The sequence below is a fragment of the Bacillus sp. UNC322MFChir4.1 genome, assembly GCF_000746135.1.
Lineage (GTDB): Bacteria > Bacillota > Bacilli > Bacillales > Bacillaceae_G > Bacillus_A.
Map to the genome: position 1 here is coordinate 39828 of NZ_JQKQ01000022.1, position 15649 is coordinate 55476.

Consider the following 15649-nt stretch of genomic DNA (forward strand, 5'->3'; position numbering starts at 1 on the left):
CTTTGTTTATTAGGGATGTTGCTTTTTTTTATAAAAAAACCAGCATTCGTTAAGTAATTTGATTTGATAGCGGTTTTTTTCATAATAAGCACGCCGCATTTGTTTGCGAAGCCATGCTGGCATATGAATCCCTCCTTTGATAAGAATGAGGATGGGTATATGTACTATTTAATGTATGCATGAGACCGACGAGACGTGTGGATTTATTTTAATGGGTAGGAGAGATGAGGATGTATGAAGTAGATATTCAGAGATTAGTGGAGGAAGTATCGATAAATTATTTTGCGAGCCCTTTTTTGCATAAGGCGGTGTTTAATAAACGGTTACGTACGACAGGTGGGCGGTATATATTAAGCACTCATAATATAGAACTAAATTATCATTATTATGTAAAGTATGGGGAAAAGGAATTGATTGAAGTAATTAAACATGAGTTATGTCATTATCATTTGCATATTATGGGGAAAGGGTACCAGCATAGAGATAAAGACTTTCGTGAATTATTAAAGCAGGTGAACGCACCGCGTTTTTGTAAAAGAATGTCCGGGAGACAAGTAGAGGTAAAACAATATGTGTATGAATGTATAACGTGTCATTTTCAATATGTAAGAAGACGCAGAGTAAATACAGTTCGTTATGTGTGCGGGAAGTGTAAAGGGAAATTAAAGCAGGTTTAAAAACTCCTTGACACTAAAAAAACAATCCAGTATATTATAAACATGTCACGTCACTACAGAATGTTGTAGGAAGCACTTGACTTAGAAAATGAATTTTTATAAGATATAAATTGTCTTAAATATTCCGCAGTAGCTCAGTGGTAGAGCTATCGGCTGTTAACCGATCGGTCGTAGGTTCGAGTCCTACCTGCGGAGCCATATAATATAGAGAAGTACCCAAGTGGCTCAAGGGGCTCCCCTGCTAAGGGAGTAGATCGCTTACGCGGTGCGAGGGTTCGAATCCCTTCTTCTCTGCCAGAAATTGGCCCGTTGGTCAAGTGGTTAAGACACCGCCCTTTCACGGCGGTAACACGGGTTCGAATCCCGTACGGGTCATACTAAAGAGATAGCATGTGATGCTATCTCTTTTTTTATTTGTCTTGTAGTGATTAATAATGTATCCTCGATCTTACTTTCACTTTCTCATAAATAATAATGTTAAAGTACAATTGCATCAATGCGTTCGCAATTAACGAGGACAATGCGCCCACTATTATTTAGAAATGTAGCAAGACCTGTGCTAAAGTGAAACCCTGCAAAATTTGAAACGGTTAATGGCACGCCATTAATTATAATTTCGTTTACTTTTTTTCCTAACTGAAAGGTGTTTAAAAGGTAACAAATATCTTCAAAATATTTTTCTTTATTTTTTATATATAAAGATTGTATATCTGTATCCTTTACTAAATTTGGGTTAAATATTTTAGGGCTAGCAATATGGTTTATGAAAATTGACATGGTTCTTTCCCTCTTTTTCTTTTGTATATTTCGGATGGAACTATATGTTGAAATGATAAAAGAGAGCTTCAAAAAAGCTCTCTTTTATCAACTAGCTTGCCTCAATTCGAAGCGCTTGAATATCGCGGCAATCTATAAGGATTACGCCGCCTGCTTCATCTCCTTCTGTATCTACAAACGTTGCACAAAAGTTCTGAGGATTAAAATTAACAAAAGTAACATCATCTATAAAGTTTCCATTTAGAAAAATATCTACTTCTGTACCAGGCTGTAAAGTTTCGAGTTGCTCACAGACGCATTTTGTATGCTTATTTATATCAATCAACGCCTTTCAAAATAAATTTTTAATTCAATATATAATATATTTCTAAGCTGAAAAAAGGTGTGGACAAATTATATACAGTTTTGAAGGGAATAGTATGTGAAATTAGGCGTGTATAGATGAAATTGAGATGGATTCCACATTTGATACAATAACTTTCCCCTATCTGTGAAATAATTCACAAATAGGTCAAAAAAATGTGAATACATTCACAAGTAATCGTGCTACAATATGAATGTAAACAAGATAAACAACATAAAAATAGTATTTTAATTATTAACTTAAATGACAATGATAATAATGAGATTGGAAAATAGAGAGGGGATTTTACCATGAAAAAAGGTATTAACCGCGTAGTATTAGTAGGAACAGGAGCTGTAGGCTGTAGCTATGCATATTCTATGATTAACCAAGGTGTAGTTGAAGAGTTTGTTCTTGTTGATGTAAACGAAGCAAAAGCAGAAGGCGAAGCGATGGATTTAAGCCATGCGGTTCCATTTGCGCCAGCTCCAACAAAAGTTTGGAAAGGTAGCTATGCAGATTGTAAAGATGCAGATCTTGTTGTTATCACTGCTGGATTACCACAAAAGCCAGGTGAAACTCGCTTAGATTTAGTTGAGAAGAATACAAAAATTTATAAACAAATCGTTCGCGGTATTATGGATAGTGGATTTGATGGTATTTTCTTAGTTGCAACTAACCCAGTGGATATTTTAACTTATGTAACTTGGAAAGAATCTGGATTACCAAAAGAGCGCGTAATTGGTTCTGGTACAACTCTAGACTCTGCTCGTTTGCGTTATATGCTAGGTGAGTACTTAGAGGTAGACCCACGTAATGTGCATGCGTATATCATTGGTGAACATGGTGACACAGAGCTTCCTGTATGGAGCCATGCTACGATCGGCGTACAAAAGCTAGAAACAATCTTAGCGAACAATGAAAAGTACAACCAAAGTGATTTAGATGAAATCTTTGTAAATGTTCGAGATGCTGCTTATCATATTATTCAACGTAAAGGCTCAACTTACTACGGTATCGGTATGGCACTATTACGTGTAACGAAAGCGATCCTAAACAACGAGAACAGCGTATTGACAGTATCTGCATATCTTGAAGGGCAATATGGACAACAAGATGTTTACATAGGTGTTCCAGCAGTTATCAACCGTCAAGGTGTTCGAGAAATTGTAGAGCTTGAATTAAATGCAGAAGAAGAATTGAAATTTGATCATTCTATAAAAGTGTTAAAAGAAACTATGGCACCAGTACTATAATTCAAATTGTATAAATCCCTTTCCGGCCTCCCCTATATCCTTTTTGCCGGAAGGGGTTTTTTTATGTTTTATTTGAATGGAAAGTAATAACAAAATAGAGCAGTAGATCTTTTTCTTCCCCACTAAAAAATTATTCTAAAATAAAGCGTTTACAATGAATATTCGCCAAAATTCGATATTTTTCGGTTAAATTTCATGAAATTATCGCAGATTTCTATAAATAAACGAATGTTTTTTTATAAAATCGCAAGGATATTTCAATTTACTGAAGAATAGTAATAACGTATTTAAAATTCTGTCATCATGTGAGGTGAACATAGTGATTGAGACGAAATGTAATGTGAAAGACATGTTATTGTTCCATGAAGAAAAGTTTTATGATAGCTACGAGATTCTTGGTGCTCATTTGACGATGGAAAATGGAATGGAAGGTACACGTTTTTCCGTATGGGCACCTCATGCACAAGCTGTGAGTATTGTGGGAGATTTTAATGAGTGGAATTGCGAGATACATGAAATGATACGAGTGACTGAGAAAGGGATTTGGTCTTTATTTATACCGAATATTTCTCAGCAGGAATTATACAAGTATGCCATTCAAACACGAGAAGGGCATACGCTTTTAAAAGCAGATCCGTATGCAATGTGTGCTGAAGTTCGGCCCAATACGGCATCCGTTGTTTACGATATAAAAGGATATGAATGGAAAGATCAGAAGTGGTTCCAAAAAAAGAAACGAAAGTCCATCTATAACGAAGCAATAGCCATTTATGAACTTCACTTTGGTTCGTGGAAAAGGAAAGAAGATGGGTCTTTTTTTTCTTATAGAGAAATGGCAGATGAACTTATTCCATATGTAGCGGAGCATCAATTTACTCATGTGGAAATTATGCCGCTCGTTGAACATCCATATGACCGCTCTTGGGGATATCAAGGAACGGGATATTATGCGCCGACTAGTAGATACGGAACGCCACAAGATTTTATGTATTTTGTCGATGAATGTCACAAATATGGGATCGGTGTCATTTTAGATTGGGTACCGGGACATTTTTGTAAAGATGCTCATGGGCTTTATTTGTTTGATGGAGAACCGACGTATGAATATAAAGATCTTGATGTGCAAGAAAACCGTGTATGGGGGACGGTGAATTTTGATTTAGGAAAACAAGAAGTGCGAAATTTTCTTATTTCAAATGCGCTGTTTTGGATGAGGTTTTATCATATTGACGGTTTTCGGGTAGATGCGGTTGCGAATATGTTGTATTGGGAGCGAAGTGGGGGGCAGGAAAGCAATGAACATGCGGTGGCGTTCTTGCAACAGTTAAATGAAGCTGTATTTAAAGAAGATCCTACTTTCTTAATGACTGCAGAAGATTCAACAGCATGGCCGCTTGTAACAGCACCGACGTATGAAGGTGGACTTGGCTTTAATTATAAGTGGAATATGGGCTGGATGAATGACATTTTAAAATATATGGAATGCGCGCCGGAGTATCGGAAATATATTCATGACAAAGTAACATTTTCGCTGCTGTACGCGTATTCTGAGAACTTTATTTTACCTTTATCGCATGATGAGGTTGTACATGGGAAGAAGTCGCTGTTAAATAAAATGCCGGGTGATTATTGGTCCAAATTTGCGCAGCTTCGTTTATTGTACGGCTATTTATTTACACATCCAGGGAAGAAGCTTCTCTTTATGGGTGGCGAGTTTGGACAATTTGATGAATGGAAAGACCTTGAAGACTTAGATTGGAGTTTACATGACTTTGAGATGCATAATTGTATGCATGATTATTTCAAGGAGCTCATAGCATTGTATAAGCGCTCCAAGCCGCTTTGGCAGCTTGACCATACACCGAAAGGATTTCAGTGGATTGACGCAGATAATCGTGAACAAAGTGTTTTTTCATTTATTCGACAAGGCGAAAGAGAAGAGGATCTTCTCGTTATCGTTTGTAATTTTACGAGCGCGGTGTATGAAAGCTATAAAATTGGTGTACCAGCATTTCGTTATTATAACGAAATTTTAAATAGCGATAGTTCTACATATGGCGGTTCAGGAAAAATGAATAAGAAGCGATTAAAGGCGATTATGGAACCTTATCATAATCAGCTTGCACATGTCGAAATGACAATACCACCATTTGGAATATCAATTTTACGACCAGTGAAAACACGAAAGGGGAGTAGTAAACAAGATGGTTCAAAAGCAGAAGTGCGTAGCAATGTTATTAGCAGGAGGAAAAGGTAGTCGTCTAAGTGCATTAACAAAAAATTTAGCTAAGCCAGCTGTTCCATTTGGGGGGAAATATCGCATTATTGATTTTACATTAAGTAACTGTGCGAACTCTGGTATCGAAACAGTCGGGATTTTAACACAATATCAGCCGTTAGAGCTGCATAGCTATATCGGTATTGGAGATGCATGGGATTTAGACCGTGTAAATGGAGGAGTTACTGTACTGCCTCCTTATGCAGAGTCTTCAGGTGTGAAGTGGTATACAGGAACGGCAAGTGCCATTTATCAAAATTTAAACTATTTAAAGCAGTATGATCCAGAACATGTTCTCATTTTGTCTGGAGATCATATTTATAAGATGGACTATGCCAAAATGCTTGATTATCACATAGAAAGAGAGGCAGATGTCTCTATTTCTGTTATTGAAGTGCCTTGGGATGAAGCGAGCCGCTTTGGCATTATGAATACGAATGAGGCGATGGAGATTGTTGAATTTGAAGAAAAGCCGCAATTTCCAAAAAGCAACCTAGCTTCAATGGGAATTTATATTTTTAATTGGGCTATTTTAAAAGAGTATTTAGAAATGGATGCAAGAAATCCGGAATCTAGTAATGACTTTGGGAAAGATGTGATCCCACTTTTACTAGATGAAGATAAAAAACTTGTTGCATACCCATTTAGCGGGTATTGGAAAGATGTTGGAACAGTGAAGAGCTTATGGGAGGCAAATATGGATTTGCTTCAGGAAGATTCATCGCTTAATTTATATGATCTTGATTGGAGAATTTGTTCTGTAAATCCGAATCAGCCGCCGCAATATATTGCACCATCAGCGGAAGTGGAAGAATCGTTAATTAATGAAGGCTGTGTTGTTGAAGGGAATGTGCAGCATTCTGTATTGTTTCAAGGAGTAATTGTAGAGGAAGGAAGCCGAATTGTCGATTCCGTTATTATGCCAGATGCTAAGGTTGGAAAGAATGTTGTGATTGAGCGGGCTATTGTTGGACCAGGAATGGTTATTCAAGATGGGACAATTATTCGGCCGGAGAAAAATATAGAAGATGTTGTGTTAATTGCAGAGGAAATGTAAGGTGAGATGTTTGCTGTACAAGTGAAAAAAGACTTGATACCCCCCCTTTCTTTTTAGGGGAGCAAGAGCGTCTGGCCGTGTGTAGTAGCGGTCACAACGGATTTATATATAAATGGTTATTGGAAACAATTTAATTTTTTATGGACGGTTATTTTACTTTCTGTTAGAGCGTGACGAAAAGGGGATGAGATGAGTGAGAGAATCAATGTTAGGAATTATTAATGCGACAGAGAATTTCCCATCATTGCAGCAAGTAACGAATCATCGTTCGGTGGCGGCATTGCCGTTTGGTGGACGTTACCGTTTAATAGATTTTATGCTTTCGAATATGGTAAATTCTCATATTCATAGTGTAGCTATTTTCACAAGTCATAAAAATCGTTCGCTCATGGATCATCTCGGTTCTGGGAAACAGTGGGATTTAGATCGAAAACGCGACGGCTTATTTTTATTTCCTCCAAATTGTCAATGTGCTCAAGATGAGTTTGGATCATTTGCACATTTTAGCAGACATATTGACTACTTTTTACGTAGTAAGCAAGAATATGTGGTCATTACAAACAGTCATGTTGTCACAGCGCTTGATTTCCAATCTGTATTAGAACGTCATTTATATACAAACGCACATATTACGGAAGTATGTCACCGTGGTCAGTCGCTTCAGACATATATACTAAAGAAGGAGTTATTGCTACATTTGTTTGAGACGTATCAAGAGACGGGCTATTATAGCTTACTTGACATTGTCAAAGAAAAACGAAACACTTCATTGCGTATGGAAAGTTATGAGCATACTGGTTATGTGGCAGTCATAGATTCAATTGAGAGTTATTATAAACATAGTTTAGAGATACTGCAGCCGCACATTTGGAAGCAACTCTTTAAAAAAGAGGCGCCAATTTTTACGAAAGTAAAGGATGAGCCGCCAACAAGGTACGGAAAAGAGGCAAGTGTACATAATGCGATGATAGCTAACGGCAGCATTATTGAAGGGGAAGTAGAAAGTAGCGTTGTCTTTCGTTCTGTAAAGATTGGAAAAGGTTCTATCGTTCGTAATAGTGTTATTATGCAAAAGAGTCAAATTGGAGAGAATTGTATACTAGATGGTGTCATCCTTGATAAAGATGTAAAGATTGAGGATGGAACAATATTAACAGATGCAAGTGATCCAGTGGTTGTAGAGAAAGGAAAGACTCAAAGTAGTAATGTAACAATTCATTAAGATAAGAATTGAGAGGAGGAATCTGCATATGCGGCATAGGGAAATGTTTTACCTATGCTTAGCTATTGCGGAGAGACAATTACAGTGAATATTTTATTTGCAGTATCAGAGTGCGTACCATTTATTAAGTCGGGCGGATTAGCAGATGTAGCCGGGGCGCTTCCGAAGGCATTACAAAAGCTTGGGATGAACGTGCGTGTTATGCTTCCATATTATAGTTTAATTCCGAAGCATATAAGAAAAAAATGTGTGCTTCATAAAGTGATTACGGTTCAGCTTGGTTGGCGTAATCAATATTGCGGTATTTTGAAAATGAAACAGGAAGGAATTACGTATTACTTTATCGACAATGAGTATTACTTTAAACGTGATTCCATATATGGTCATTATGATGATGGCGAACGTTTTTCATTTTTCTCAAAGGCTGTATTAGAATGTATTCCGCATTTAGACTTTGAAGTAGATGTTCTGCATTGCCACGATTGGCATACAGCGATGGCAAACTTTTTATTGCGAGAAAAATATCGTGAGCAGCCATTATATGAAAAGATAAAGACTGTTTTTACGATTCATAATTTGCAGTTTCAAGGTGTGTTCCCGCGCGTTGTTATGCATGATTTGTTAGAGCTTGGTGATGAGTATTTTCATAGTGAACAACTTGAGTTTTACGGCAACATTAACTTTATGAAGGGCGGAATTATTGCTTCTGATATCATTACAGCGGTAAGTCCGACATATAAAGAAGAAATTCAATATTCGTTTTTCGGAGAGAAGCTAGATGGTTTATTGCGCAAATATAACGATAAACTTGTTGGGATTGTAAATGGAATTGATGATGTGTTGTACAACCCACAGAATGATCAAGCGATAGCGGCAATGTATGATGCAAATTCGCTTTATAAAAAAAGAAAGAATAAACGCGCTTTGCAGCGTTATTTTGGATTACCAGAAAAAGAAGATGCACCAATTATTGCAATGGTTACACGTTTAACGAAGCAAAAAGGATTAGATTTAGTACGCCATGTTTTTCATGAAATGATGCAAGAAGATGTGCAGTTTATTGTGCTTGGATCGGGTGATAAAGAATATGAGCAGTTTTTTGAACAAATGGCATATGATTACCCAGATAAAGTGAAAGTATATGTCGGGTTTCATGAAGAACTGGCACATCAAATATATGCCGGCTCCGATTTATTTTTAATGCCATCTTTATTTGAACCGTGCGGTCTTGGGCAACTTATTGCTCTTATGTACGGTACGATTCCAATTGTGCGGGAAACTGGCGGTTTAAATGATACCGTTCAATCGTATAATGAAGCTACAAATGAAGGAAATGGTTTTAGTTTTACGAACTTTAATGCGCACGATATGCTGCATACAGTGCAGCGTGCCCTGCATTATTATCACGACAAAAAAGTATGGCAGTCTCTTATGAGACGTGCGATGACAGAGGATTATAGCTGGAAGCAGTCTGCTGAGAAGTATAAGGAGCTATATGAAAGCTTGTCTACTATCAATCAAGAACCACCAGCTAAGAAGGAAGAAAAGAAGAGTAATCATAAGCAACCAATTCTTTCTGTTATCAAGTAGTAGGATAGAGCTAACCAGCAGTGGAGAAACCATTACTGGAAGTTTCACTTTGGAAGAGGTGAGAAAGTTGTTCTCGAACACAGAGAATTTTAAAGCTGCGTTTTTAGAAAAGCTAGAAACAATGTATGGAAAAAGTTTTAAAGATTCAACTGTGCAAGATCAATATAATACGCTCGGTCATATGGTACGTGAATATATTAGTCAGCGCTGGATTGGGACGAATGAACGGTATCGAACAGATAATCAGAAGCAAGTATATTACTTATCTATTGAGTTTTTATTAGGGCGTTTGTTAGGAAGTAATATATTAAATTTAGGAATACGCGATGTATGTGAACGAGGATTAGAAGAGCTGGGAATTTATTTGCAAGATCTTGAAGAAATGGAAGCGGATGCTGGACTTGGAAATGGCGGCCTCGGCCGTTTAGCAGCCTGTTTTCTTGATTCACTTGCTTCATTAAATTTACCAGGGCACGGGTGCGGGATTCGCTATAAGCACGGTTTGTTTGATCAAAAAATTGTGGATGGTTATCAAATTGAGTTGCCGGAGCAATGGCTGCGGCACGGGAATGTTTGGGAAGTGCGAAGACATGACCAAGCAGTGGAAGTTAGTTTTTGGGGACAAGTTGACACATTTCAGTCTGGTGAGCGTCTTGAGTTTCGGCATATCAATACAGAGACGATTATGGCTGTACCGTATGATGTACCTGTTGTTGGGTATAAGACAAGTACTGTCAATACGCTACGCCTTTGGAGTGCGGAGCTTGTTCCATTTCCGCCAAACTGCAAGGATTTATTGAAATATAAACGGGAAACAGAAGCAGTCTCGGAGTTCTTATATCCAGATGATACGCATGATGAAGGGAAAATACTTCGCTTGAAACAGCAGTATTTTCTTGTGTCGGCAAGCTTACAAAATATTGTGCGGTTGCACCGGGAACGAAATGGTACGCTTTGTAATCTACATGAGAAAATTGCCATCCATATTAATGATACGCATCCAGTTTTAGCAATTCCAGAATTAATGCGTATTTTGCTTGATGAGGAAAAGATGAGCTGGGAAGATGCGTGGTACGTTACAACACATACAATTTCTTATACAAATCACACAACCTTATCGGAAGCGCTAGAAAAATGGCCAATTCACATTTTTGAACCGTTATTACCACGCATTTATATGATTGTACAAGAAATTAATGAGCGCTTTTGCCATGAGTTATGGGAACGCTATTCGTATGATTGGAGCCGCATTGAAAACATGGCAATCATTGCTCATGGGCTTGTGAAAATGGCGCATTTGGCGATTGTGGGGAGTCATAGTGTGAACGGCGTTGCGAAAATTCATACGGAAATATTAAAGCAACGAGAAATGCGTTTGTTTTATGAGTTTTATCCAGAGAAGTTTAACAATAAGACAAATGGAATTACGCATCGGCGCTGGTTATTAAAGGCAAATCCGCAACTATCGAGATTAATTTGTGACACGATTGGAACGGATTGGGTGAAAGACACGGAGCAACTGCAAGCTTTAGGAAATTATAAACACGATACAGCGTTCTTAGTTGAGCTTTACAATGTAAAACAAGTGCGAAAAGAATTGTTAATGAAACGGATTGAAAAGCAAACTGGTATTGTTGTGGATCCGTATTCTATTTTTGACGTACAAGTAAAACGTCTGCACGCTTATAAGCGCCAATTGTTAAATGTCCTGCATATTTTATATTTGTACAATCGTTTAAAAGAAGATTCTAGTTTTTCCTTTTATCCGCGTACATTTATTTTTGGTGCAAAGGCATCGCCTGGTTATTATTATGCAAAAAAAATTATTAAACTCATAAATGAATTGGCGCGAAAAATAAATGATGATCCGTATGTTAGACAATATATGAAAATTATTTTTCTAGAAAACTATCGCGTTTCACTTGCTGAAGATATTTTTCCAGCCGCAGATGTGAGCGAACAAATTTCAACGGCAAGTAAAGAAGCGTCAGGAACTGGAAATATGAAATTTATGATGAACGGTGCGATAACGCTAGGTACATTAGACGGTGCGAATGTTGAAATTAAAGAGGCAGTTGGAAATGATGGTATTTTCATTTTTGGCTTAACGGCTGAGGAAGTACTGCATTATTACCAAAATGGCGGATATCGTGCTAGCGATTATTATCATCATGATATGCGTATTCAAAAAGTTGTTAATCAGTTGACGAATGGCTTTTTTGAAAATGCGGGCGATGAGTTTGAAGCCATTTTTGATTCTTTCCTTATTCAGAACGATGAATATTTTGTTCTTCGGGACTTCGCACCATATGCAGATATGCAAGAAAAAATTGGAGAAACATATGAAGATCGAAAAAAATGGTTGGAAATAAGTACGATGAACATTGCAAAATCTGGTCATTTTGCAAGTGATCGAACAATTTTGCAGTACAGTCATGATATTTGGAGAATTACAGAAGAGATGAGGGCGAGATAAGGGTAAACTTCCAGCAGTAGGGAGAGTGCCTACCGATATATCGGCGCTTCGACACGATTTAAAGACCCTTCGACGTTGTTCGGCATAAAAAACGACTTGGAATTTTCCAAGTCGTTTTACTTTATCAGAGAAATAGAATATAGACCCACTTTGATTTTCCAACATATAAAGTGAAACTTTAATCAGTGGGGGGGTTCTTCATCCCCCACTGATTATTAGTTGAACCAATCGGGCTTTTACGGGCAGTTTATCTCCCGCCTAACTTCTTTGCTTTTGCTGAATTTTGAGGCGGGAGTATTACTGCCCACGAATAGCGGGATAAATCGCTTCTATGCATGGCCAGTTGCTCTCGCCCACCTACCGTTCCGCGCTTGAGGTGGAGGTCTTCTCGCCAGATATGATAAAAAGTTTACTACAATTCTTTCAATGTATCTCTCTGGAAATGAGAAGAAATTGCCATTTTGTACGTAGTAATATGATGGTTTTTTATAAAGGAATGCATATTTTTCGTAAATGTCATACTGCGATGGGTATGGGAATATTCCCATTCATTTTCTTCAAATTGTACTTTACGGGGTGGAAGAAGCGGAACAACATCAAATAAATTTACGAAGCGAAAACTATTGGCAACTTGCATTTTATAATAATTTCGAAAGGCGATATCACCGACTTTTGGAGAGCCGAAATTGTAGAGTGTGTAATGAGGAAATGAAGTGTTTACACGGGCATCTAGTATGTGCAAAGCGGCAAGAGCTCCTCCTAAACTATGTCCTGTAACGAAAAGGGCTTTTGAGGAAGGCAAGGAAACGAGGGTGTCCATAATTGTATCTCGGCATGATTCATAAATAGAAAGAAATCCACTATGAACGTTCCCGCTATTTGCGGTAAATGGGTACGGTTTTTGTTGGACGATAGAATCAGCAATCCAATCACGATCTGATTGTGTTCCGCGAAAGGCTACAATAATTTGATCGTCTGATTCTAAAATGAATCCAAACCATTCTGTCATTTGAATAGCGGTTGCTTGAAAGCCTTGGACATACCGAAAGCCTTTCGGAATAGTAAAAATGCCATTTTGATTATATTGCTCATATGTTAATTCACAGCAAGTAGCTAACAATACAGCGGTATCCTTATGGAAGGATACGGAAGTTGGCATAGAAAAATCCTCCTCATGTTGAAGCGTAATTTATATAAATATCAATTGAAAATTTGCAGAGAGCGAGAGGATCTGGCCATACATAGAAACGGTCAGATCCTCTTCTTGCCATATGCCAAACAAAACAAAGAGAGTGTAAGTTACTTTTCGTTTTGCATAGCAATGACTTCATGCTGAAAAATTAGAATGAATCTATATAAATATATGAGGAGGATGTATGTTTCATTCTGTTACAAGATTATTCGTTCCCATCAAGAATGCGGCCGATTCCGCCAAGGATGCTACCTTCTCCAGAGTTAGTTGCTCCTGATCCCACAATGCGCTGTGCTAAGCGGCTTAATGTTAAGGATTGAACCCAAACTGTTCCAGGGCCTTGTAATGTTGCGAAGAATAGACCTTCGCCGCCGAAGATTGCGCTTTTCACATTCCCAACAAATTGAATATCATAGTCAACATCTCTTGTCATAGCAACAAGGCAGCCTGTATCAATTTTGAGTTTTTCTCCTGGCTTTAAATCACGCTGATAAACTGTTCCACCAGCATGCATGAACGCAAGGCCGTCACCTTCAAGCTTTTGCATAATAAATCCTTCGCCCCCGAAGAAACCGCTACCCATTTTCTTTGTAAATTCAATACCGACAGAAACACCTTTGGCAGCGCAGAGGAAAGAATCTTTTTGGCAGATTATTTTTCCTTGATATTTCGTTAAATCAACAGGAATAATTTTCCCAGGGTACGGTGCTGCAAATGAGACGTGACGCTTTTCATATCCTGTGTTTGTAAATACAGTCATAAACAAGCTTTCACCTGTTACAAGACGTTTCCCAGCACCAACAAGCTTTCCGAAAAATCCACCTGTTTGGGCAGAACCGTCACCAAATACAGTTTCCATTTCAATATTGTCTTCCATCATCATCATAGCGCCGGCTTCAGCAACTACGCTTTCCTTTGGATCTAATTCAATTTCAACAAATTGCATGTCATCGCCATATAATTTGTATTCAATTTCATGTGCTTTCATCAGTTCACCTCAAATAATAAATATGTATTAATACATCTATATTGTACCGAAAGATTTCAAAATAGAAAATACAAGTTTTGTTAATTTTCAAATAAGACATTTCTGTTTTGTTTGACGTTTTATTTCGGGCATGGTATAGTAAAAGTACTATTGAGCTGCATAATGTGGTACGGAAATAAAGCGTGTTCGTTTCAAAGCATTAGCTTGTGAGGAAATCATGATGTTTATCTCGACCGTTGTATGTAGTTTCCAATAGATAGATTTCTTTTTTATTTAGGAGGTACATGCAATGCAAACAGGAAAAGTAAAATGGTTTAACGGCGAAAAAGGTTTTGGCTTCATCGAAGTTGAAGGTGGCGAAGATGTATTCGTACATTTCTCTGCAATTCAAGGCGAAGGCTTCAAAACTTTAGAAGAAGGTCAAGAAGTTTCTTTCGAAATCGTTGAAGGTAACCGCGGACCTCAAGCTGCTAACGTTACTAAAAAGTAATGACAGCAAAAAGAAACATTCCTGAATAAGGAATGTTTCTTTTTTTTATCCCGCTCTAACGGGCAGTAAAAGGTAGGAAAGAAGCGGGAAGGGAAAACTGCCCGTAAGAGCCTGATTGGTTTAACTAACCATCGGGGAAAGGGCACCCTGGTGCAAGTTTCACTTTATCCCGCATTAACGGGCAGTAATACTCCCACCTTAAAATTCAGCGAAAGCATTGTCCCGCTCTAGCGGCTAGAATCTTCGGTCGTTTCGCCCCCTCGGACGAGGCCAAAAGCGCCTCTCTGTCGGGGGCTCCAACGTCCTACGATTCTGAACGAGCCGCTTCCGCTTTTCTTAAGAAGTTAGGTGGGAGATAAACTGCCCGTAAAAGCCCGATTGGTTCAACTAATAATCAGTGGGGGCTGAAGAGAACCCCCACTGATTAAAGTTTCACTTTATGGCCTTGAACTGGACTCGTCTGAGGAAAGTTCGCCTTTAAAGGTTCTTGCTTCGTAGTCATCTAGCATTTGTTCATATTCTTCATGTTCTTCTGTAGCGTATACTTGTACATTCTTTCCATATATGTCTGTTCCGATAAAGTTTTCAAAATCCTCCACATATCCGCGTGGCTCCTCGGCGTCTACATACATTTCATTAAAGTTTTTAGAGTCGCGGCGCTCTAAATCAGCAGGTGTTTCGGATGTTCCATATAAAGCAACATCTTGCCAAGCATCTTCAGCATCATATCCAACGGCACTATCCATATCATATTTACCAAAAGGCGGTTCAATCAGTTCTTCTTCAATCGGACGCGCGCCTAGGATTAGCTTATTATGCGTGTGTTCAATGCAAGTCGTTGCGGTTGGCATTGCTTCTAAACGTTCAAGCGGAATGGGTTCGCCTGATACTTCGCAAGTTCCATATGTTCCAGCTTCTATTTTTTCCAAAGCGTGTTTTACATCTGTCAGTTGTTTATGCCAAAATTCTACTAATCCTAAGTCTTTTTCTCGTTCATACAATTCTGTTCCCATATCCCCGGGATGATTATCATAGGCAGAGAGTTCGCCAACTGCATCGCGTTCAGATGCTTGCCCGCGATGTTCATGATTTTGCAGCGTTTGTTCTAGCTCTTTTTTTTGCTTTTGCAATGCAGATTGAAAATGATTTATTTGTTGTGGAGTTAGCATAAAATCCACCTTCCTACAATTCTGTTTCTTTAAGTAGTATGAGCTCAATTGCGGGAATTATTACGCTAATATATCGGCGCTTTTATACAAGATAAAGACCTTTTGACACAGTATAAAGACGCTTCGACAACATA

Annotated in this window: 14 protein-coding genes and 3 tRNA genes; 11 read left to right on the forward strand and 6 right to left on the reverse strand. The window is 38.2% G+C overall.

Annotation, left to right across the window (positions count from 1 at the left end):
- Positions 1-9: 9 nt before the first annotated feature.
- Positions 10-123: a cortex morphogenetic protein CmpA gene (cmpA, locus tag BR72_RS26370; protein WP_020063275.1), complete on the reverse strand. Its 114-nt coding sequence runs from the start codon at positions 121-123 to the stop codon at positions 10-12.
- A 107-nt stretch (positions 124-230) separates the two neighbouring features.
- On the opposite strand from cmpA, the gene BR72_RS09830 reads away from it, so the two are divergent.
- From BR72_RS09830 to BR72_RS09845, 4 genes are all read left to right on the forward strand, one after another.
- A complete protein-coding gene (locus tag BR72_RS09830; RefSeq protein ID WP_035432491.1) occupies positions 231-677 on the forward strand; it encodes a SprT family protein in 447 nt (148 codons plus the stop codon).
- Positions 678-800: 123 nt separating this feature from the next.
- A tRNA-Asn gene (locus BR72_RS09835) sits at positions 801-875 on the forward strand.
- An 8-nt stretch (positions 876-883) separates the two neighbouring features.
- A tRNA-Ser gene (locus BR72_RS09840) sits at positions 884-974 on the forward strand.
- Between the two features lie 6 nt (positions 975-980).
- A tRNA-Glu gene (locus BR72_RS09845) sits at positions 981-1052 on the forward strand.
- Positions 1053-1154: 102 nt separating this feature from the next.
- On the opposite strand, the gene BR72_RS09850 is transcribed toward BR72_RS09845, so the two are convergent.
- Positions 1155-1454 carry a hypothetical protein gene (locus BR72_RS09850; RefSeq protein WP_035432493.1) on the reverse strand — a complete coding sequence of 100 codons (300 nt, stop codon included), beginning with the start codon at positions 1452-1454 and terminating at the stop codon, positions 1155-1157.
- Positions 1455-1545: 91 nt separating this feature from the next.
- Complete coding sequence (locus BR72_RS09855) at positions 1546-1770, reverse strand: hypothetical protein (RefSeq protein WP_035432613.1); 225 nt, start codon at positions 1768-1770, stop codon at positions 1546-1548.
- Between the two features lie 338 nt (positions 1771-2108).
- Here BR72_RS09855 and BR72_RS09860 point away from each other — a divergent pair, with 338 nt between their 5' ends.
- The 6 genes from BR72_RS09860 to BR72_RS09885 all read left to right on the forward strand — a co-directional run bounded on the left by BR72_RS09860 (position 2109) and on the right by BR72_RS09885 (position 11676).
- The gene (locus tag BR72_RS09860) at positions 2109-3053 is read left to right on the forward strand and encodes an L-lactate dehydrogenase (protein ID WP_035432495.1); all 945 of its coding nucleotides are present in this window, start codon (positions 2109-2111) and stop codon (positions 3051-3053) included.
- Between the two features lie 349 nt (positions 3054-3402).
- Positions 3403-5310, forward strand: coding sequence for a 1,4-alpha-glucan branching protein GlgB (glgB, locus tag BR72_RS09865; RefSeq protein ID WP_035432615.1), 1908 nt, complete (start codon positions 3403-3405; stop codon positions 5308-5310).
- Positions 5258-6388: a glucose-1-phosphate adenylyltransferase gene (locus tag BR72_RS09870; RefSeq protein WP_035432498.1), complete on the forward strand. Its 1131-nt coding sequence runs from the start codon at positions 5258-5260 to the stop codon at positions 6386-6388. The genes glgB and BR72_RS09870 overlap by 53 nt, the downstream gene beginning before the upstream one ends.
- A 193-nt stretch (positions 6389-6581) precedes the next feature.
- Entirely contained in the window at positions 6582-7610 is a 1029-nt protein-coding gene (locus tag BR72_RS09875) for a GlgC family sugar phosphate nucleotidyltransferase (RefSeq protein WP_035432500.1), read from the forward strand.
- Between the two features lie 84 nt (positions 7611-7694).
- Positions 7695-9200, forward strand: coding sequence for a glycogen synthase GlgA (gene glgA / locus BR72_RS09880; RefSeq protein WP_035432617.1), 1506 nt, complete (start codon positions 7695-7697; stop codon positions 9198-9200).
- Positions 9201-9321: 121 nt separating this feature from the next.
- The gene (locus BR72_RS09885; protein WP_371261908.1) at positions 9322-11676 is read left to right on the forward strand and encodes a glycogen/starch/alpha-glucan phosphorylase; all 2355 of its coding nucleotides are present in this window, start codon (positions 9322-9324) and stop codon (positions 11674-11676) included.
- A 412-nt stretch (positions 11677-12088) separates the two neighbouring features.
- Here BR72_RS09885 and BR72_RS09890 read toward each other — a convergent pair whose 3' ends face one another.
- Together BR72_RS09890 and BR72_RS09895 are read right to left on the reverse strand one after the other, a co-directional pair.
- The gene (locus BR72_RS09890) at positions 12089-12835 is read right to left on the reverse strand and encodes a lipase family protein (RefSeq protein WP_035432503.1); all 747 of its coding nucleotides are present in this window, start codon (positions 12833-12835) and stop codon (positions 12089-12091) included.
- A gap of 238 nt (positions 12836-13073) precedes the next feature.
- A complete protein-coding gene (locus tag BR72_RS09895; RefSeq protein WP_035432505.1) occupies positions 13074-13856 on the reverse strand; it encodes a TIGR00266 family protein in 783 nt (260 codons plus the stop codon).
- Positions 13857-14145: 289 nt separating this feature from the next.
- Here BR72_RS09895 and cspD point away from each other — a divergent pair, with 289 nt between their 5' ends.
- Entirely contained in the window at positions 14146-14346 is a 201-nt protein-coding gene (cspD, locus tag BR72_RS09900) for a cold-shock protein CspD (protein WP_035432508.1), read from the forward strand.
- 437 nt (positions 14347-14783) lie between these two features.
- Here cspD and BR72_RS09905 read toward each other — a convergent pair whose 3' ends face one another.
- Positions 14784-15515 (reverse strand): yteA family sporulation protein, encoded by a 732-nt coding sequence (locus BR72_RS09905; RefSeq protein ID WP_035432510.1) that lies wholly within the window; start codon positions 15513-15515, stop codon positions 14784-14786.
- Positions 15516-15649 lie beyond the last annotated feature (134 nt).

Bases quoted from the DNA above. Each gene is read 5' to 3' on its own strand.
- BR72_RS09890 (WP_035432503.1), bottom strand. From the start codon at position 12,835: ATGCCAACTTCCGTATCCTTCCATAAGGATACCGCTGTATTGTTAGCT.
- cmpA (WP_020063275.1), bottom strand. From the start codon at position 123: ATGCCAGCATGGCTTCGCAAACAAATGCGGCGTGCTTATTATGAAAAA.
- BR72_RS09850 (WP_035432493.1), bottom strand. From the start codon at position 1,454: ATGTCAATTTTCATAAACCATATTGCTAGCCCTAAAATATTTAACCCA.
- BR72_RS09885 (WP_371261908.1), top strand. From the start codon at position 9,322: ATGTATGGAAAAAGTTTTAAAGATTCAACTGTGCAAGATCAATATAAT.
- glgB (WP_035432615.1), top strand. From the start codon at position 3,403: ATGTTATTGTTCCATGAAGAAAAGTTTTATGATAGCTACGAGATTCTT.
- BR72_RS09870 (WP_035432498.1), top strand. From the start codon at position 5,258: ATGGTTCAAAAGCAGAAGTGCGTAGCAATGTTATTAGCAGGAGGAAAA.
- BR72_RS09895 (WP_035432505.1), bottom strand. From the start codon at position 13,856: ATGAAAGCACATGAAATTGAATACAAATTATATGGCGATGACATGCAA.
- BR72_RS09860 (WP_035432495.1), top strand. From the start codon at position 2,109: ATGAAAAAAGGTATTAACCGCGTAGTATTAGTAGGAACAGGAGCTGTA.
- cspD (WP_035432508.1), top strand. From the start codon at position 14,146: ATGCAAACAGGAAAAGTAAAATGGTTTAACGGCGAAAAAGGTTTTGGC.
- BR72_RS09830 (WP_035432491.1), top strand. From the start codon at position 231: ATGTATGAAGTAGATATTCAGAGATTAGTGGAGGAAGTATCGATAAAT.
- BR72_RS09905 (WP_035432510.1), bottom strand. From the start codon at position 15,515: ATGCTAACTCCACAACAAATAAATCATTTTCAATCTGCATTGCAAAAG.